The organism is Tsuneonella rigui (assembly GCF_003958625.1).
Lineage (GTDB): Bacteria > Pseudomonadota > Alphaproteobacteria > Sphingomonadales > Sphingomonadaceae > Tsuneonella > Tsuneonella rigui.
In genome coordinates, this window is sequence record NZ_RSEL01000028.1 from 192,969 (window position 1) to 209,747 (window position 16,779).

19 protein-coding genes are annotated in these 16,779 nt (G+C 66.6%); 10 read left to right on the top strand and 9 right to left on the bottom strand.

Annotated features, from left to right (window positions below):
• Positions 1-2 precede the first annotated feature (2 nt).
• Entirely contained in the window at positions 3-734 is a 732-nt protein-coding gene (locus tag ELY12_RS12460; RefSeq protein ID WP_126177025.1) for a class I SAM-dependent methyltransferase, read from the bottom strand.
• A gap of 56 nt (positions 735-790) precedes the next feature.
• Between ELY12_RS12460 and mutM the strand changes: the two genes are divergently transcribed.
• The 4 genes from mutM (at position 791) to ELY12_RS12480 (ending at position 4,712) form a co-directional block, all read left to right on the top strand.
• The gene (mutM, locus tag ELY12_RS12465) at positions 791-1,606 is read left to right on the top strand and encodes a bifunctional DNA-formamidopyrimidine glycosylase/DNA-(apurinic or apyrimidinic site) lyase (RefSeq protein ID WP_126177026.1); all 816 of its coding nucleotides are present in this window, start codon (positions 791-793) and stop codon (positions 1,604-1,606) included.
• 117 nt (positions 1,607-1,723) lie between these two features.
• Positions 1,724-1,984, top strand: coding sequence for a 30S ribosomal protein S20 (gene rpsT, locus ELY12_RS12470; RefSeq protein WP_126177027.1), 261 nt, complete (start codon positions 1,724-1,726; stop codon positions 1,982-1,984).
• Between the two features lie 420 nt (positions 1,985-2,404).
• The gene (gene dnaA, locus ELY12_RS12475; protein ID WP_126177028.1) at positions 2,405-3,865 is read left to right on the top strand and encodes a chromosomal replication initiator protein DnaA; all 1,461 of its coding nucleotides are present in this window, start codon (positions 2,405-2,407) and stop codon (positions 3,863-3,865) included.
• Positions 3,866-3,950: 85 nt separating this feature from the next.
• Positions 3,951-4,712 carry a HesA/MoeB/ThiF family protein gene (locus ELY12_RS12480; protein ID WP_126177029.1) on the top strand — a complete coding sequence of 254 codons (762 nt, stop codon included), beginning with the start codon at positions 3,951-3,953 and terminating at the stop codon, positions 4,710-4,712.
• Here the strand turns inward: ELY12_RS12480 and ELY12_RS12485 are convergent.
• Together ELY12_RS12485 and ELY12_RS12490 are read right to left on the bottom strand one after the other, a co-directional pair.
• Positions 4,709-4,990 carry a hypothetical protein gene (locus ELY12_RS12485; protein WP_126177030.1) on the bottom strand — a complete coding sequence of 94 codons (282 nt, stop codon included), beginning with the start codon at positions 4,988-4,990 and terminating at the stop codon, positions 4,709-4,711. The two genes, ELY12_RS12480 and ELY12_RS12485, sit on opposite strands and share 4 nt — an antisense overlap.
• Positions 4,991-5,038: 48 nt before the next feature.
• Entirely contained in the window at positions 5,039-5,740 is a 702-nt protein-coding gene (locus ELY12_RS12490) for an NAD-dependent deacylase (protein ID WP_126177031.1), read from the bottom strand.
• Between the two features lie 34 nt (positions 5,741-5,774).
• Here ELY12_RS12490 and dapB point away from each other — a divergent pair, with 34 nt between their 5' ends.
• Genes dapB through nth form a run of 3 tightly spaced genes read left to right on the top strand, consistent with a single transcriptional unit; the run spans position 5,775 to position 7,887 of the window.
• The gene (dapB, locus tag ELY12_RS12495; protein ID WP_126177032.1) at positions 5,775-6,503 is read left to right on the top strand and encodes a 4-hydroxy-tetrahydrodipicolinate reductase; all 729 of its coding nucleotides are present in this window, start codon (positions 5,775-5,777) and stop codon (positions 6,501-6,503) included.
• Complete coding sequence (locus tag ELY12_RS12500) at positions 6,500-7,216, top strand: hypothetical protein (RefSeq protein ID WP_126177033.1); 717 nt, start codon at positions 6,500-6,502, stop codon at positions 7,214-7,216. Before dapB ends, ELY12_RS12500 begins: the two co-directional genes overlap by 4 nt.
• On the top strand, positions 7,213-7,887 hold the full coding sequence (gene nth, locus ELY12_RS12505; protein WP_126177034.1) for an endonuclease III: 675 nt from the start codon (positions 7,213-7,215) through the stop codon (positions 7,885-7,887). The genes ELY12_RS12500 and nth overlap by 4 nt, the downstream gene beginning before the upstream one ends.
• A 79-nt stretch (positions 7,888-7,966) precedes the next feature.
• Here nth and ELY12_RS12510 read toward each other — a convergent pair whose 3' ends face one another.
• Positions 7,967-9,280, bottom strand: a complete 1,314-nt coding sequence (locus ELY12_RS12510) for a dicarboxylate/amino acid:cation symporter (RefSeq protein ID WP_126177176.1) — start codon at positions 9,278-9,280, stop codon at positions 7,967-7,969.
• A gap of 123 nt (positions 9,281-9,403) precedes the next feature.
• Complete coding sequence (dapE, locus tag ELY12_RS12515; protein ID WP_126177035.1) at positions 9,404-10,555, bottom strand: succinyl-diaminopimelate desuccinylase; 1,152 nt, start codon at positions 10,553-10,555, stop codon at positions 9,404-9,406.
• A 53-nt stretch (positions 10,556-10,608) separates the two neighbouring features.
• Between dapE and ELY12_RS12520 the strand changes: the two genes are divergently transcribed.
• Positions 10,609-11,076, top strand: a complete 468-nt coding sequence (locus ELY12_RS12520) for a cupin domain-containing protein (protein ID WP_126177036.1) — start codon at positions 10,609-10,611, stop codon at positions 11,074-11,076.
• Here ELY12_RS12520 and ELY12_RS12525 read toward each other — a convergent pair.
• Positions 11,073-11,987: a S1/P1 nuclease gene (locus ELY12_RS12525; protein ID WP_126177037.1), complete on the bottom strand. Its 915-nt coding sequence runs from the start codon at positions 11,985-11,987 to the stop codon at positions 11,073-11,075. The genes ELY12_RS12520 and ELY12_RS12525 overlap by 4 nt on opposite strands.
• Positions 11,948-12,616, bottom strand: coding sequence for a glutathione S-transferase family protein (locus ELY12_RS12530; RefSeq protein WP_126177038.1), 669 nt, complete (start codon positions 12,614-12,616; stop codon positions 11,948-11,950). Before ELY12_RS12530 ends, ELY12_RS12525 begins: the two co-directional genes overlap by 40 nt.
• Positions 12,617-12,848: 232 nt before the next feature.
• Here ELY12_RS12530 and ELY12_RS12535 point away from each other — a divergent pair, with 232 nt between their 5' ends.
• Together ELY12_RS12535 and ELY12_RS12540 are read left to right on the top strand one after the other, a co-directional pair.
• Entirely contained in the window at positions 12,849-13,271 is a 423-nt protein-coding gene (locus ELY12_RS12535; RefSeq protein WP_126177039.1) for a VOC family protein, read from the top strand.
• A gap of 89 nt (positions 13,272-13,360) precedes the next feature.
• Positions 13,361-13,759 carry a PilZ domain-containing protein gene (locus ELY12_RS12540; RefSeq protein WP_164549503.1) on the top strand — a complete coding sequence of 133 codons (399 nt, stop codon included), beginning with the start codon at positions 13,361-13,363 and terminating at the stop codon, positions 13,757-13,759.
• Here ELY12_RS12540 and ELY12_RS12545 read toward each other — a convergent pair whose 3' ends face one another.
• Together ELY12_RS12545 and ELY12_RS12550 are read right to left on the bottom strand one after the other, a co-directional pair.
• A complete protein-coding gene (locus tag ELY12_RS12545; RefSeq protein ID WP_241229855.1) occupies positions 13,760-14,008 on the bottom strand; it encodes a glutaredoxin domain-containing protein in 249 nt (82 codons plus the stop codon).
• Positions 14,009-14,103: 95 nt separating this feature from the next.
• On the bottom strand, positions 14,104-16,599 hold the full coding sequence (locus ELY12_RS12550) for a TonB-dependent receptor (protein ID WP_126177041.1): 2,496 nt from the start codon (positions 16,597-16,599) through the stop codon (positions 14,104-14,106).
• Between the last annotated feature and the right edge of the window lie 180 nt (positions 16,600-16,779).

Below are 16,779 nucleotides of genomic sequence, written 5' to 3' on the forward strand. Positions count from 1 at the left end.
GCCTAGATTTTCCACCCCGAATGAATGGCAACCAGCCCGCCGAGGATCGGCTCCACCTTGGTGCGCGCGAAGCCGGCGGCGCGGATCATGCGCTCGACCTCGGGCATCGGCGGGAAGCGGCGGATCGATTCGATCAGGTAGCGGTAGCTGTCAGCGTCGCCTGCGATGGCACGGCCGATCTTCGGCACCATCTTGTGCGAATAGAAGTCGTAAGCGTCCTTGAACCCCGGCCACTCGGTGGTCGAGAATTCGAGGCAGAAGAACCGTCCGCCGTACTTCAACACGCGGTGCGCTTCGGCCAGGGCGCGGTCGATGCGAGTGACGTTGCGGATGCCGAATGCGATCGTGTACGCGTCGAAGTTGCGCGCCGGATAGCTCAGCTCTTCGGCGTTCTGCCGGCTCCACACCAGTCCATCGATGCCACGTTCCAGCGCGCGCTCGACTCCGACGTCGAGCATCTCTTGATTGATGTCTGCGACCGTCACGCTCGCGCCGCGATCGGCCAGGCGGAAGGCGATGTCGCCGGTGCCGCCCGCCATGTCGAGGATCGCCTCGCCCGGCTGCGGCTTCACCCGGCGAACGAACTGGTCCTTCCAGAGGCGATGCATGCCGCCGCTCATCGCGTCGTTCATGATGTCGTACTTGGCCGCCACGCCCGAGAAGACCGCGCCGACGCGGCGGGTCTTCTCTTCGGGATCGACCTCTTCGTAACCGAAGGACACGGTATCTCTCATGGGTGCGCGCCTTACGGGCAATTGCAGGGGCCGCAAAGGGTGTTAGAGCGCCCGCCATGCCCGAGCTGCCCGAGGTCGAGACAACCGTGCGCGGGCTCGCCGCGTCGCTCGATGGAGCGCGGATCGAGCGGGTCCAGCTCAACCGCGCGGACATGCGCCGGGCGTTTCCCGAAGACTTGGTCCAAAGGCTCTCCGGCGCGCGCGTTACCGGCCTCGGACGGCGCGCCAAGTATGGGCTGATCCATACCGACCGCGATTCGACGCTGATCTTCCATCTCGGCATGAGCGGCCGCTGGCGGATCGATCCGAGCGCGCCTGACAAGCACGATCACCTCGTGCTTGAGACGGCCGACCATGTGTACGCGCTCAACGACGCGCGGCGCTTCGGCTTTGTCGACCTGGTCGATACGGCCCTTCTTGATGAGTGGCCGCCATTCGCCGCGCTCGGCCCCGAACCGCTGGGGCCCGATCTCACTGCCGATCATCTCAAGCGAGAACTCAAGGACCGCAAACAGGCGATAAAGCTGCTCCTGCTCGACCAGGGAATCGTCGCGGGCCTTGGCAACATCTATGTGTGCGAGGCGCTGTGGCACGCGCGGATCGATCCGCGCAAAGCGGCGGGCAAGGTCTCGAAGCCGGCGCTCGAGCGGCTGGTACCCGCGATCCGCGACGTGCTCGAACGGTCGCTCGGCGATGGCGGCTCGACCTTGCGCGACTACGCCCAGCCCGACGGGCAGCTCGGCTATTTCGCGACCCGCTTCGCGGTGTATGGGCGCGAGAAGAAACCGTGCCTGCGCGACGATGGCGGCACCATCCGGCGGTTCGCTCAAGGCGGCCGCAGCACTTGGTATTGCCCAAAGTGCCAGCGGTAACTTGACGGAATCGGGCAGCGCCGCTAGGGGCGCGCCTTTCCCGGCGGGTCCGCCCACCGCGAGCACCCACGCGAAACACGATTTTCGGCCGCCAGCAGCGGCTCACTGAGGACAGACATGGCCAATACGCCGCAAGCCAAGAAGCGCATCCGCCGCAACAACACCCGCGCGGAAATCAACACCAATCGGGTGAGCCGCATCCGCAGCTTCCTCAAGAAGGTCGAGACCGCGATCGCCGGCGGCGACAAGACTGCCGCTGCCGAAGCGCTCAAGGCCGCGCAGCCCGAACTGGCGCGCGGCGTCGCTCGCGGCGTGCTGCACAAGAACACCGCCAGTCGCAAGATGAGCCGCCTCTCCAAGCGAGTCGCCGGCCTCTGATTCGCGCGCCGCTCCGCACCCGCGGAGCGATCGCACCGGAACAAAAGCGAACGACGCCGGCGCCAAAAGCGCCGGCGTCTTCGTTTGTGCCGCGCACCTCTCGCGCAAACGACGGAATTCCGGCGATTCGCATCGTCTATCCTTAGTTAACCGTGTAAATTCAGAGGCTTGAACGCATCTCCGCCACTTTGCGTGAGTCAACAGCCAATATTTCACTTTTTTTGCATCGGCAGCCTTGCCAGTCGCGCGGCGCTGTTGAAAAGAAGTGCCTCGCCCGGGGCTGGACGGCACGGGCTCACACAGTTCTGGACTTCTCGGTCGGACCCGAATCCCGCGACGGATTCAGGGCGGTGGCGAGGTGCGTCCGTTGGGGGAAACGATCTGTCCTAGCGCAGGTCAAAGAGGATGAACGGGCAACCGATGGACAGCATCATCGGCGGCAGCAACGCCGCACGGCGCAACAGTGGGGATGGCATGGAAGATCTCGAAGCGGTGAACCTGGCGGCCGACTGGGCCGACATCAGCCAGGGCCTCCGCAAGGATCTCGGCCATCAAATTCACAGCCAGTGGATCAAGCCGATTCAGGTCGGCTCGCTGTGCGACGACACCGGCACGCTCGAGCTGTACCTTCCGACCGAATTCTCGGCCAACTGGGTCAACGACCGATTCCATGACCGCTTGAGTCTCGCGTGGAAGATCGCGCGCAGCGAAGTGCGCCAATTGCGCATCACGGTGCACCCAGGGCGCCGCAAGCTGCCCGAGTTGAGCCTGGCCGACGGTCGCCGTCCGGCCAACGACGGCGACACCAGCATGATCGCGGTGGCCGCCGGCACCATCGGCGAGCGCGGGTTCACCTCCTCGGTCGGGCTCGACCCCTCGCTAACCTTCGTGGCGTTCGTCACCGGCGAGGCCAACGTGCTTGCCTGCAACGCCGCGCAGCGCATGGCCGCGAGCGAGGCGCCGCAGTTCTCGCCGCTCTACCTCAAGGCCGCGACCGGCCAGGGCAAGACGCACCTGCTGCACGCGATCGGCCACGCCTATCTCTCGGCGCACCCGCGCGCCCGCATCTTCTACTGCAGCGCCGAGCGCTTCATGGTCGAATTTGTCCAGGCGCTGAAATCGAACCAGACGATCGAGTTCAAGGCCCGCCTGCGCAGCTTCGACCTGCTGCTGGTCGACGACATTCAATTCATCATCGGCAAGGCGTCGGCGCAGGAGGAACTGCTCTACACGATCGACGCGCTGCTCGCCGAGGGCAAGCGGCTGGTGTTCGCCGCCGACCGCGCGCCCCAGGCGCTCGATGGAGTCGAACCACGCCTGCTCAGCCGCCTCAGCATGGGCCTCGTCGCCGACATCCAGGCGGCGGATATCGAGCTGCGCCGGTCGATCCTGCAATCGAAGCTGGTGCGCTTTGCCCCGCTCGAAGTGCCGGAGGACGTGATTGACTTCCTCGCCCGCACCATCACCCGCAACGTGCGCGAGCTGGTCGGCGGCCTCAACAAGCTGATCGCCTACGCGCAGCTGACGGGGCAAGTCGTCTCGCTCCAGCTCGCCGAAGAGCAGCTGACCGATATCCTCTCGGCCAACCGCCGCCGGATCACCATCGACGAAATCCAGCGCACGGTGTGCCAGTTCTACCGTATCGATCGCGCCGAGATGGGCTCCAAGCGACGCGCCCGCGCGGTTGTCCGGCCGCGGCAGGTGGCGATGTACCTCGCGAAGGTGCTCACCCCGCGCAGCTATCCCGAGATCGGTCGCAAGTTCGGCGGGCGCGACCATTCGACGGTGATCCACGCGGTTCGCCTGATCGAGGACTTGCGCCAGCGCGATGCCGACATGGACGGCGACGTGCGCAGCCTGCTGCGCCAGCTCGAGAGCTGATCTTCCACCGATCGTGAACCGATAGTCGACAGGGCTGCACACAGCCTTGTCGACAGCCTATCCGCATGCTGCCAACAGCTTGCGCATGGCCTTATCCCCTGAGCGTCTCGACCGGTTCGCCCGTCACATCGTGATCCCCGAACTGGGCGGTGTGGGCCAAGTCGCGCTGGTCAACGCGCGTGTCGCGCTGGTCGGGCTCGGCGGGATCGGGGCGCCGGCGCTGCAGTATCTCGCCGGGGCCGGGATCGGCTGCCTGACGCTGATCGATGACGGCAAGGTCGAACTGAGCAACCTCCAGCGCCAGACGATCTATTCCGAGCGCGATGTCGGCCACGGCAAGGCGGTCGCGGCGAGCCGCTGGCTGGCGAACTTCGACCACAAGCTGGAGCTTACGCTTCATGATCGAAGGATCGACTCCGCCAATGCCGCCGAAGCGATTGCTGGTGCCGACCTGGTGCTCGATGGGACCGACACATTCGCCACCAGGCTCGCGGTGTCCGACGCCTGCGTCGCGGCCGGAATACCCCTCCTCAGCGCCGCAGTGGGTCGCTTCCAAGGCCAAGTCGGCGCCTTCGCCGGCCATCTGCCCGACCACGCCTGCTACCGCTGCTACGTCGGCGACGCGTTCGATGCCGAGGACTGTGACACCTGCGCCGAAGACGGCATGCTCGGCGCGATGGCGGGCTGGGTCGGCACCTTCGCCGCGCTCCAGGCGGTGCGCATGCTGGCCGCACCGGGCATGGGCGATCCGCAGTGGGGCACGCTCCACCTGCTCGACGGACTCGCGCCGGCCATGCGGAGCTTCCGCATCGCAAAGGACCCCGAATGCCGCGCCTGCGCCAGCTAGCCGAGCCGGTAAGGCGTCGGATCGCCGCGCTCGCCGATCAGTTGCGCGCGTGCCTCAGTGGCGCAGCGCACATGTTCGGAGACGATCTCCTCGCGTGAACGGTCAGTCTCAGCCGCGATGAGGTCGACGATCGCCTCGTCGCTCCGAAGCGCAGTTTCCCGAGCATAACGCGCACCATCCCGCCCAAGCCGATCACCCAGCAGGCGCATGGTGCGGGCACGCAGGCGGTATTCGAAGTCCATCAGCCGGGCTGATTCGAACTCCTCCTTCTTGCGCATGGCTCGGCCAAGGTCCCACACCATGGCCTGGATATGGGTGCAGCGGCCTCAGCCGTCCAGCATCTCCGCCACCCAGGCCGGGACCAATTCGGACGCAGGGCCGAGCCTGGTCTCGTCGAACCATGCCGACCCCTGGCTCCGTTCGAGATTAAGCTCGAGCGTCCGCGCCCCCAGCTCGCGTGAATCGCGCACGAAGCCTGCAGCCGGATAGACCGCACCGCTGGTGCCGATCGAGACGAACAGGTCCGCCTCGCGAAGTGCCGCGTAGATCTCGTCCATCCGGTACGGCATCTCGCCGAACCACACGACGTCGGGACGCAGCGAGCGCGCGCCGCACGCGGGGCACGGCGGCCTGTCGATCAGCGGCGCGGTCCAGCGGCTCCGCACATCGCACGCGGTGCACCAGGCGTTGAGGTGCTCGCCGTGCATGTGCAGCACGCGCTTTGCGCCAGCCTGTTCGTGCAGGTCGTCGACGTTTTGCGTGACGATCAGCAACCCGCCTTCCCACTCCGCGTCGAGCCGGGCGAGCGCGTGGTGCGCCGCGTTCGGCTCCTTGGTCTGAATGGCCGCGCGGCGCATGTCGTAGAACCGCAGCACCAGTTCGGGATCGCGCGCAAACGCCTCAGGCGTGGCGACGTCTTCGACCCGGTGCTGCTCCCACAGTCCGCCACCCCCGCGGAAGGTATCGATCCCGCTCTCCGCGCTGACGCCGGCACCGGTGAGGACGACGATGTTGCGGATATCGGTCATGGCGCGCATGAAGCATGCGGGTCTGGGAGTGGCAATGGCGCGTATCGGCATCATCGGCAGCGAAGGGCGCATGGGCCAGGCGCTCGCGCGCGCCATCACGGAAGCAGGGCACGAAGTAGCTGGTGGGGTGGACCAGGGGGGCAACACCGCAGCCCTTGCCGAAGCGAGTGAGGCGCTTCTCGACTTCACCTCTCCCGCCGCGCTCGAGACCAACCTGCACGCCGCAATCGGCGCAGGCATCCCCATCCTGGTTGGAACGACCGGTTTGGAGGAACGCCACCACGCAATGCTCGATTCCGCGGCGCTGGCGATCCCGGTGCTGCAGACTGGCAATACCTCGCTCGGCGTCACGCTGCTGGCGCATCTGGTGCGCGAGGCGGCGTCAAGGTTGGGGCCGCAGTGGGATATCGAGGTGGTCGATATGCACCACCGGATGAAGGTCGACGCGCCGAGCGGCACCGCGCTGCTGCTGGGCGAGGCCGCCGCTGCCGGTCGCGGAATCGACCTTGCCGGCAACAGCGAGCGCGGCCGCGATGGTCATACGGGGGCGCGGGCAGAGGGCGCCATCGGCTTCGCAAGCCTGCGTGGCGGCACCGTCGCCGGCGAGCACAGCGTGATCCTCGCTGGCGAACAGGAGCGGCTCACACTCACGCACGTCGCCGAGGATCGAATGATCTTCGCCCGCGGCGCGGTCGCCGGAGCCGCGTGGCTTATCGGCAAACCGGCTGGCCGATACACGATGCCGCAGGTGCTCGGCCTTTGAGCAATGCGGCAGGCTGGCAGGCCGATCGCCGCACTCCTTTTTATCGCCTTGCCGCGTGGGGCGCACTCGCAGTCGCGCTTATTGGCTTCTTCCTGACCTACACCGCGCCGATGGTCCGCAGCACGTTCAATGGACCGCGCTGGTCGCACGTGCATGGAGCGTTGCTCTTGTCGTGGCTCTGCCAGACGATCGTGCAGACGCATCTCGCGGCGGGCCGACTGAAGGTACACCGGCGCCTTGGCTGGTTCGCGGTCGTGCTCGCCCCCGCGATTGCCGTCAGCACCATCGCCATCGGCGTGGAGGCAACGCGCCGCGATCTCGCTGCCGGCGGCACGGCGGGGATGGCCGGGAACGTGACCACTCCCGCAGTCTTCTGCGCCTTGGTCGCCGCCGCAATCGCGCTGCGCAAACGGCCGCAGTGGCACAAGCGCCTCATCCTGATCGCCAGCGTAGTGATCATCTGGCCCGCATGGTTCCGTTGGCGGCATTTCCTCCCGTGGGTCCCGCGACCGGACATCGCACTCGGTCTCGTCGCGACGAACCTGATCCTGATCGGCGCCATGGTGCGCGACCAGGTGCGGTTCGGGGCAATGCACCCTGCCTATCTCTTCGTCGGCTTGCCAGTCATCGCGTGGCAGGCGTTCGAGACACTGGTATTTGGATCGCAGTGGTGGACCGAGATCGGTCTCTGGTTCTACCGCCTGTTTGCATGACCCGGGACCAGATTTTCGAGTTCTTCCGCCGCCTTGCGGAGGACAATCCTTCGCCTGAGACGGAGTTGGAGTTCGGGAACCCTTATCAACTGGTGGTGGCAGTCGCTCTGAGCGCGCAGGCGACCGATGTCGGCGTGAACAAGGCCACTCGCGAGCTTTTTCGGCGCGTCACCACTCCTCAGCAAATGATCGAGCTCGGCGAAGAAGGGCTGCGCGAGCAGATCAAAACGATCGGTCTGTTCAACACCAAGGCCAAGAACGTCATCGCGCTCTCACACATGCTGCTCGACGAGTTCGGCGGTGAGGTACCGCAAACGCGGGAAGAGCTCGTCCGGCTGCCCGGCGTCGGCCGCAAGACCGCCAACGTAGTGATGAACTGCGCATTCGGCGCGGAGACGTTCGCGGTCGACACGCACGTGTTCCGGGTCGGCAACCGCACCGGTCTCGCCCGCGGCAAGACGGTCGATGAGGTCGAGGCCAAGCTCGAGAAGCGCGTGCCCCAGCCGTTCCGCCGCCACGCGCATCACTGGCTGATCCTGCACGGGCGCTACACCTGCAAGGCGCGGCTCCCCGAGTGCTGGAGGTGCCCCGTGGTGGACCTCTGCGCTTACAAGCCGAAGACGCCGCCGCCGAAGACGAAACTTACCAAAGAGACGTCGCCCCGGACTTGATCCGGGCCCGGTGCTACCTTGAGGCGCGGCGTTCGAAGAAAGCACTGCCCCGGATCAAGGCCGGGGCGACGGAGGCTGATTAGGGGTTCGCCGCCGGATCCAGCGTAAGACCTTGCCGTCCCTCTTCGGGCGTATGGCTCGGCGCGATGTCTTCGTCCGCTTCGGGATCGCGCATCGGCTGGAGCATGCCCTCCCACTTGGTGATCACGCTCGTCGCCACCGCGTTGCCGAGCACGTTGGTCGCCGTCCGTCCCATGTCGAGGAATTGGTCGATCGCCAGCACCAGCGCGATGCCCTCCGCCGGCAGGTCGAACATCGCGAGGGTCGCGGCGATCACCACCAGGCTCGCGCGCGGGACCGCGGCGATGCCCTTGGAGCTGATCATCAGCGTCAGCAGGATCGCGATCTGGGTACCGAGCGAAAGCTCGATCCCGTAAGCCTGTGCGATGAAGATCGTCGCGAAACTCGCGTACATCATCGAGCCGTCGAGGTTGAAGCTGTAGCCGAGCGGTATCATCAGCCCCGAGATGCGGCGCGGGATGCCGAAGCGGTCGAGCTGCTCGAACAGGCGCGGCATCGCCGCCTCCGAACTCGCAGTCGAGAACGCGATCAGGACCGGCTGGCGGACGTACCGCACCAGTTGGAATGCGCGGCCGCGCAACACTACCCAGCCCGCGAACAGCAGGATCGCCCACAGGATCACCAGCGCGAGGTAGAACTCGCCGAGCAGCACCGCATAGGTGCCGAGGATTCCCAGGCCGTTCTTGGCCACCACGTTGGCGAGCGCGCCGAACACCGCGAAGGGCGCGAAGCGCATCACGTAGCCGGTGATCTCAAGCATCAGCTCGGCGAGCGTATCGGCCGCCCGCACCAGCGGCGCCCCGCGCTCGCGAAGCGCAGTCAGCCCGACGCCCGCGAACAGCGCGAAGACAAGAATCTGCAAGACGTTGTTATCGGCCATCGCGCCGACCACGTTCTTGGGAAACACGTGCTCGATGAACTCGTAGAAATCGAGCTTCTTGACCTCGCCGATCGCTTGGGTCGGCGCTGCGACGTCGACCCCCACGCCGGGCTGGAACAGGTTGACCATCACCAGGCCGAGGCTGATCGAGATCAGGCTCGCGACAATGAACCACAGGATCGCGCGGAAACCGATCCGGCCCACCGCGCTGCTGTCCGCCATGTGCGCGAGGCCGGAGACGATCGTCGCGAGGACCAGCGGCGCGACCAGCATCTTGATCAGATTGAGGAAGATCGTCGACAGCATCTGGAAGAACCGCGCCCAGTGCTCGGCATCGGCGAGGCCGGACAGCAGCCCCTGATTGACCATCCAGCCGACCACGATGCCCAGCACCATGCCGACCATGATCGACGCGGTCAGATGCTTGCTCAGCGCATGGAGCATCCAGCCGAGCGCCGAGCGGCGCTGCGGCCCCGGCGCTTCGGGTTGCGGCATGCTGCCGTCAGGCGCGGCGGTGGCGACCATTGTATTCTCCCTCTCCTGACCCGACTGCTATCAGCGCGGCGCACCGGGCACAATCAGCGCGTCCCGCGCGATCCGCGCATAGATCCGCGCGAGTTGCTCGAGATCGGCGATCGCGACCGCCTCGTCGCGCTTGTGCATCGTCGCGTTGAGCAGGCCGAATTCGATCACCGGGCACAAGTCCTTGAGGAACCGCGCATCTGAAGTGCCGCCGGTGGTCGACAGCTCGGGCACGATGCCGGTCTCGGCTTCGATCGCGGCTGAAAGCAGCGCGGAGAACTCGCCGGGCGGCGTCAGAAACGCCTCCCCGCTGATCATCGCCCGCGCCATCCCGCCGTGTTTCGCGGCGATCACCCCGACCAGCTCGGCAAGCTGGGCGCCAGTGTGGAGCGCGTTGAAGCGGATCGACAGGCGGGCCTTGGCCCGCGCCGGAATGACATTCGTAGCGGGATTGCCGACTTCTAGATCGGTCACCTCAAGGTTCGAAGGCTGAAACCACTCAGTCCCCTGGTCGAGCTCTAGCGCCTCCAGTTCGGCCAGCATCGCGACCAGCCTGGGGATCGGATTGTCGGCGAGGTGCGGATAGGCGACGTGGCCTTGCGTCCCTTCAACCTCCAGCCAGATGTTGACCGAGCCGCGGCGGCCGATCTTGACCATGTCTCCGAGCCGCGTGGTCGAGGTGGGCTCACCCACCAGGCACAGATCCGGGATGTCGCCGCGTTCGCGAATACGCTCGATCAGTGCGCGGGTGCCGTGGAGCGCCGGGCCCTCCTCGTCGCCGGTGATGATGAAGCTGATCGTGCCGGCGTCGGCGGGCACCTCGGCCACGGCGGCGACCATCGCGGCGATCGCACCCTTCATGTCGACCGCACCGCGGCCGTGGAGGAGGTCGCCGCGGCATTCGGGGGCGAAGGGGGCGGTGGTCCAGCCTTCGCCCGGCGGTACCACGTCGAGGTGCCCGGCGAAGGCAAAATGGCGCGAGCCGAGCGGCCCGCGACGGATCGCGAACAGGTTTTCGACGTCTTCGCTGACGAAGCGCTCGACCTCGAAACCGAGTGGCGCGAGCATCGCCTCCAGCGCGTCGAACACCAGGCCCGACGCCGGGGTCACGCTCGGGCAGGCGATCAACCGCTCGGCGAGATCGGCAACGAGGGCCAATTCAGCATCGGGAGTCTGTCCGCTCATGCGCGAGCCGCTATACCGGGCCGGCCGCGCACACCAGCCAAGGGAAGCCCGCCATGCCCAAGCTCGATCTCGCCGCCATTCCGCAAACCAACGCGACCGGCTACCCCGCGCCGTTCGACGAGCCGGTTGAGGGCCGCTGGTACCGCCGCATGGCGCCGGCCAGCGGCCTCAGGCACTTCGGCGCGAGCCATGTGACGCTGAGGCCGGGCGCGTGGTCCTCGCAGCGGCATTGGCACCAGGAACTCGACGAGCTGCTGGTGATGATCGCGGGCGAAGCGGTGCTGGTCGAGGACGACGGCGAAACGCTGCTGCGCCCCGGCGATGTGTGCGTCTGGCCGGCGGGCGCGCGCAACGGGCATCACCTCCAGAACCGCAGCAGCGAGGACTGCGTGTTCGTGGTCGTCGACGCTGGCGACAAGGCCGCCGACCGGGGCGAGTACCCCGACATCGACATGGTGTTCGAACCCGACGGCTACTCCCGCAAGGACGGGACGCCCTACCCGGCCAAGCGCATCCATTAGCGCGCGGGGTCCGGCAGCTTGCCGGGCGCGAAGGCGGCGTCGAGCAGGTCGGCGATACGCAGGCCCGCCTGGGTGATGCGCTTCTCCGCGACAGGAACCGCTTGCACGATCGCCTCCTGCGACAGCGTCACCTTGTCCGGATAAGCGGGTTCCGCGAGCGGACCGAACCCGGCGGCGTTCCTGTACACGAAGTCGCGGGCCAGCTCCCAGCTTTCGCGGCCCCAGTCGGCGGGCGTGCCCCCAGCCAGCGCAGCGCGTTCGGCCGGAGAATAGTGCCGCACCAGCGGCGGATTGGCGCCCGATATCGCCCGTTCCGCCAGCGCGCTGTCCCACACCGAGTGCAGGTTCAGCCCTGGCGCGATGCCGTAGGTTGCCTCCACCGCGTTGCCGCCCTTGTCGTTGTTGTCGCCCGAGTGGAGCGGCATGTGGATGTCGCCCGCGAAGTGGACCATGAACGCCAGCGCCTCCAGGCGGACGTTCGCCGGCAGGCTCTCGTCCGACAGGATCACCTGGTTGCGGGTGATCTGCGCCGAGACGCAGTCGCCGCCGCCGCAATTCTTCTTCACATCGTAGGGCTGGGCGACCGGTTCGGTCTGGTAGTGCCAGGCGAAGGTATAGGCCCAGCGCCAGTACTGGCCGCGCAGGCAGTCGGGCCAGGTCGCGGCATCGGCGAGGCTGCGGATCGGGCAGTCGGGCGTGCCGAGCTCGGCCTGGTGCGCGATCAGGCGAGCGATCGCGGCGCGGGTTTCCGGCTTCACGTTGGCGAGCGCGATCCGCCCGGTGGTCGCGTGGCCGTAATAGCCCCAGGCACCCGCCGCGCCCGGCTGGACCAGTGCCAGCATGGCGAGCAGCGCCGCGATCAGGCGCGCGGTCACACGGATGGGACGGTGTCCCACTGCTCGATCACCCATTGTTCGTCCTCGGCGGCCTTGATCCACGCCTGCATCCATTCGTGCTCCCACATCGCCTCCATGTAGGCCTGTGCAAAGCCGGGAACGCCGACGCCGTAGGTCACGAACCGGCTCACCACCGGGGCGTAGAACACGTCGGCCGCGCCGAAAGTGCCGAAGAGGAACGGCCCGCCGCGCCCGAACCGCGCGCGCGCTTCCGCCCACAGCTGCAGGATGCGGACGATATCGGCGCGCGCCTCGTCGGACACCTGCACGCCCTCGTGCCGCATGCGCACGTTCATCGGGCACTGGCGCCGCAGCGCGAGATAGCTCGAGTGCATCTCGGCGACCATCGCCCGCGCCATCCCGCGCGCGCCGTCGTCCTTGGGCCAGAAGCGTTCGCGCCCGACCTTGTCGGCGAGGTATTCGAGGATCGCGAGGCTGTCCCAGATGACCGCCTCGCCGTCCCACAAGACCGGGACCTTGCCACTCGAGGGCTGGAGCTCGTCGCGCTCGCGCTTCACCTGCTCCCACTCGTCGCCGTAGAGGCTGACGGTCAATTCCTCGAACGCGAGGCCCGATTGCTTGGCCGCGAGCCAGCCGCGCAAGGACCAGCTCGAATAGTTCCGGTTGCCGATGATCAGCTTCATGCTGTCTGCCTGTTGTCCCACCGGGCCGCGGCCTAGGCGTTCATCATGTCGCTGTCGAGGCTGAACGGTGTCACACTTGTCACACTGTTCTGGGTTCCTTTTTCGGTCTTCCGCCAACGCCATGGCTTTGAAGTCTGCGAGGACACGGAGGGCTTCGGCACGATCCATCCGCAAGGTGTTGGCAAAACGCTGGCGTGTAGGAAAACGGTTCGTGCGGCTGTAGGGATTGGCCATGAGCCTGCGCCCGTTTCACCTCGCCTTTCCAGTCCACGATCTCGCCGAGGCACGCGCGTTCTACGGTGGCCTGCTCGGCTGCCCCGAAGGGCGCAGCAGTGCGCAATGGATCGACTTCGATTTCTTCGGCCATCAGATCGTCGCGCACCTCGCCCCGGCGAAGAACGAGGGCGACGCGGCAGTCAATCATGTCGATGGGCACGGCGTGCCGGTGCCGCACTTCGGCGTCGTGCTGACCCTGGACGCATTCGACACGCTGGCGGAGCGGCTCAAGGCGGCGGACGTGCGGTTCGAGATCGAGCCCTACACCCGCTTCAAGGGCGAGCCCGGCGAGCAGTCGACCATGTTCTTCCGCGATCCGAGCGGCAATGCGATCGAGATGAAGTCGTTCGCCAGCCTCGACGGACTGTTTGCGACCTGACCCTCTTTACTCCAAATAAACCAACGATATTCGAATGTTAACGGAACCCGACGGCGAGCCTGCGTTATCCTACGCAGGAGGGTCGCACCGTGCCGGGATTAGTCGAGCAGCTTGAAGCAACCTGCGCTGAAGAGGCGCAGATCGGCCGGCGCGTCAGTCAGCGCCACCGACTGGAGATTTCCGCTCGCCTGATCGGTGGAGCGAACAATCTGCGGGTGCAGATGGAAGATATCTCGGCGAGCGGCGCGTGCGTGCGCCTGATGCATCCGCAGAAGCTCGCCGATGGAAGGCTCTGCTGGCTGAACTTCGCCGTCTATGTTCGTGTCGTGTGGAACGACGGCATTCGCTGCGGGCTCGTGTTCGACGAGCCTCTGGCTGAGGACTGCCTCAAGCAGACGGTCGAATTCGGTCAGCTCGCGATCAAGGACAACTCGGACAAGTTCCTGCGGCTCGCATCGGCCTGGGTGCACGGGCCGGGCGACTGGTGATCAGGCGTTGGCGAGGTATGCCGACAGCTCCTCGCTGCCGCCGATCTTCTCATCGCCGATGAACACCAGCGGGGTGGTGTCGATGCCCTGCTCCTCCTTGAACGCATCAACCTCCTCACGCGAGGCGAGCACGCGGTCGTTCACGTCGTAGCCGTTCTGTTCGAGCAACGCCTTGGCGCGCACGCCGAACGGGCAGATGTGGTCGGGGAGGACCATGCGGTAGAGGGTTGCACTGCGTTGATCGGCCACGACTATACTCCGCTGCGGGTGAGCGAAGCGCGCCAGCGGCGAGTTCGTTCCGCAGGCGATCGGGAGGGCGTCCCGCGAGCGCCCTCCCGCGTGGCTCAGAACTTGACCGTGCCTTCGACGCCGAAGGTGCGCGGCGGATTGAAGTTGCCATAGTCGCCGATCAGCGCGCTGTTGGCGTTCGAGCGGCGGTAGATGTGCGCTTCGTTGAACAGGTTGCGCGTCCACAGTGAGAGGGTGCCCGTCACGCCGCTGCTCGTCAGCGGGATGGCCGCCAAGGCGATGCTGCCGTTGACGATGAAGCTCGATTCGGTGCGCACATCCTCCGACTGGAAGCTGTACTGCTCGTCGGCGTAGTTGCCGTCGATATGGAAGCGCAGGCGGGTGTCGTTGGCGGCGACCGGGGTCTCGAAATCGAGGAAGCCGGTCAGCGCGTTCTTCGGCGTGAACACTGTGAATACCCGGGTGATCACCCCGAATGTCGCCGGCGATTCGGCGATCGGATTGGCGACCGGCGGCACCTTCACATCGGTGTAGGCGTAAGATGCGCCGAGCCGCAGCCCGTCGATGGGCTCGGCGGTCACGTCGAGCTCGATGCCCTTGATCCGCGACTTGCCCGCGACGTTGACCGTCTCTTCGGTGTGGCGGTTGAAGAACGGATTGGCGACGCCGCCCGCCAGCGTCGCGCGGGTGTCGACGAAGTCGAAGTCGATCTGGGTGCCAGTCCGGTCCATGATGTAGGCGGCGGCGTTGATCCGCAGGCGGTTGTTCAGCAGATCGGTCTTGAGCCCGATCTCGTACGCCTTCACTTCCTCGGGATCAAACTGGCGGAAGCTCGACGAGCGCGAGTTGGCGCCGCCGGCGCGGAAGCCGGTCGAATACTTGGCGTAGAGGTTGACCCCCGGCGCGGCATCGACCGCGAGCGTCACCATCGGATCGAAGCGGTTGTTCTTGTAGTCGAGCGTGGCGCCCGGCAGCGGCGCGTTATTGATCACCGTCAGCGCGCCCTTGCGGGTCTCGTGGGTGTAGCGCCCGCCCGCGGTCAGGTGGAAGATGTCGAGCCCGGCCGGGGTCCAGGTCGCCTGCCCGAAGAAGCCGAGGCTCTTGCCCACCGCCTGGCTATCGCGCTGCACGTACCAGTAGGCGCGGTCCCAGCCTTGGTTGCTCGAGCTGATCGGCGCGGTCGGGTTGGGCGCGACCTGGTTGACGAAGGTGTAGCCGGTGCCGGAGGCATTCCACTGCAGCGGATTGGGCGTCGCCGCCGCCTCCCGCACATGCTCGTTGAAGTAGTAGCCGCCGAGGACGAAATCGAGCGTTGGGATTGAGCCGACGAGCTGCACTTCCTGGCTGAACTGGTTCTGGTGCAGCTCGGAAAGGCTGTAGCGGCCGAACTGACCGTTGGGCACGAACGCGCTGCGGTGTGCCCCGGCAGAGCCATCCCATTGCTTGGTATCGACCCCGCGCCAGGCGCTGATCGAGCGCAGCGTAAGGTCGGGCGTCAAGTCATAGGCGATGGCGGCGGTGTAGCCGTGGGTCTCGTCGACGCTTGGCTGCTGGATCACGCCGAGATCGGCGACCTTCATGCGGTCCTCGCCCTCGACCTGCACCAGCGGCGCGAGCGGGGCGATGCACACGTTGGTGGTCGAGTTGCACGGCGTGGTGCCGCGATAGAGCGTGGTGCCGGTGACGCCGGTCATGGGGTTCACGTAGGTGCCGACGGCGAGCCCAAGCGGGTTGTAGTTCAAGAGCTGGCTGTAGAACGGCGTGTTCTCGTCCTTCGCCCGGTCATAGGCGAGGTCGACCGACAGGCCCGCGACCGGGGTCCAGCGCCCGGCGATGCGGCCGCCGACGCGGTTGTAGTAGTTCCAGCCGTACTGCCCGCTCGCCGGGTTCTCGGTGGTCGCGTCCTGGTGCTGGAGCACGCCGTCGATCTTGATGGCGAAGTTGGCGAAGGCCGGCAGGTTGAGGTGAATCTCGCCGTTGTAAGCGCCGTAGTTGCCGATCCCCGCGCTGACCCGGCCGCCGAACTCGCCCGTGGGCGACTTGGTCACGATGCTGAGCGCGCCGCCCTCGGTGTTGCGGCCGAACAGCGTGCCCTGCGGCCCGCGCAGGACCTCGATCCGCTCGACATCGAACAGCGCGGCGTTGAGGCCCTGGCTGCGGCCGAGATAGACGCCGTCGATGTAGACGCCCACGCCCGGCTCGCGCGCGACCTGGTTCTGGTCGAACGGGACGATGCCGCGGATGCCGATGGTGAGCGCCGACTGGCGCGCTTCGAAGGTCGCAACGCGCAAGCTGGGGACGCCGCCGTCGGCGAGGTCGATCAACGACTGGACGTGGCGGTCCTCGATCAGCTGCGGATCGACGACCGAGATCGCGATCGGGGTGTCCTGCAGGTTCGTCTCGCGCTTGGTCGCGGTGACGACGATCGTGTTCAGTCCATCGCCGCTATCGCCTTCGAACGCGCCATCGTCGGCGGTCGCGGCTTCCGCGGTTGCCGCGTCGGCGGCAACTTCATCGGCAGCGAGCGCGGAGGTGGAAACATGCGCGATAGCGAGTGCCGAAGCGGCCGCGGCAAGGCGAAAGCGATACATTAAAAGTCCCTCATCGGTGGGCCGATCGGTGATCGGCAAGTCGGCGGGAACTGGCGCTCGGGCCATCCCGTCTGCCGCCGCCAACTAGGGCGAGTCGGTTGCGCCGTTGTGATAGATATCCGACAATCGATCGGGCCGTTTGCGACCGAATTGCGACAGGCCGGCCGTCACTTGGCTGTC

Coding starts and splice junctions, on each gene's coding strand:
- ELY12_RS12460 (WP_126177025.1), bottom strand. CDS start 734: ATGAGAGATACCGTGTCCTTCGGTTACGAAGAGGTCGATCCCGAAGAG.
- mutM (WP_126177026.1), top strand. CDS start 791: ATGCCCGAGCTGCCCGAGGTCGAGACAACCGTGCGCGGGCTCGCCGCG.
- rpsT (WP_126177027.1), top strand. CDS start 1,724: ATGGCCAATACGCCGCAAGCCAAGAAGCGCATCCGCCGCAACAACACC.
- dnaA (WP_126177028.1), top strand. CDS start 2,405: ATGGACAGCATCATCGGCGGCAGCAACGCCGCACGGCGCAACAGTGGG.
- ELY12_RS12480 (WP_126177029.1), top strand. CDS start 3,951: ATGGCCTTATCCCCTGAGCGTCTCGACCGGTTCGCCCGTCACATCGTG.
- ELY12_RS12485 (WP_126177030.1), bottom strand. CDS start 4,990: ATGCGCAAGAAGGAGGAGTTCGAATCAGCCCGGCTGATGGACTTCGAA.
- ELY12_RS12490 (WP_126177031.1), bottom strand. CDS start 5,740: ATGACCGATATCCGCAACATCGTCGTCCTCACCGGTGCCGGCGTCAGC.
- dapB (WP_126177032.1), top strand. CDS start 5,775: ATGGCGCGTATCGGCATCATCGGCAGCGAAGGGCGCATGGGCCAGGCG.
- nth (WP_126177034.1), top strand. CDS start 7,213: ATGACCCGGGACCAGATTTTCGAGTTCTTCCGCCGCCTTGCGGAGGAC.
- dapE (WP_126177035.1), bottom strand. CDS start 10,555: ATGAGCGGACAGACTCCCGATGCTGAATTGGCCCTCGTTGCCGATCTC.
- ELY12_RS12520 (WP_126177036.1), top strand. CDS start 10,609: ATGCCCAAGCTCGATCTCGCCGCCATTCCGCAAACCAACGCGACCGGC.
- ELY12_RS12525 (WP_126177037.1), bottom strand. CDS start 11,987: ATGGGTGATCGAGCAGTGGGACACCGTCCCATCCGTGTGACCGCGCGC.
- ELY12_RS12530 (WP_126177038.1), bottom strand. CDS start 12,616: ATGAAGCTGATCATCGGCAACCGGAACTATTCGAGCTGGTCCTTGCGC.
- ELY12_RS12535 (WP_126177039.1), top strand. CDS start 12,849: ATGAGCCTGCGCCCGTTTCACCTCGCCTTTCCAGTCCACGATCTCGCC.
- ELY12_RS12550 (WP_126177041.1), bottom strand. CDS start 16,599: ATGTATCGCTTTCGCCTTGCCGCGGCCGCTTCGGCACTCGCTATCGCG.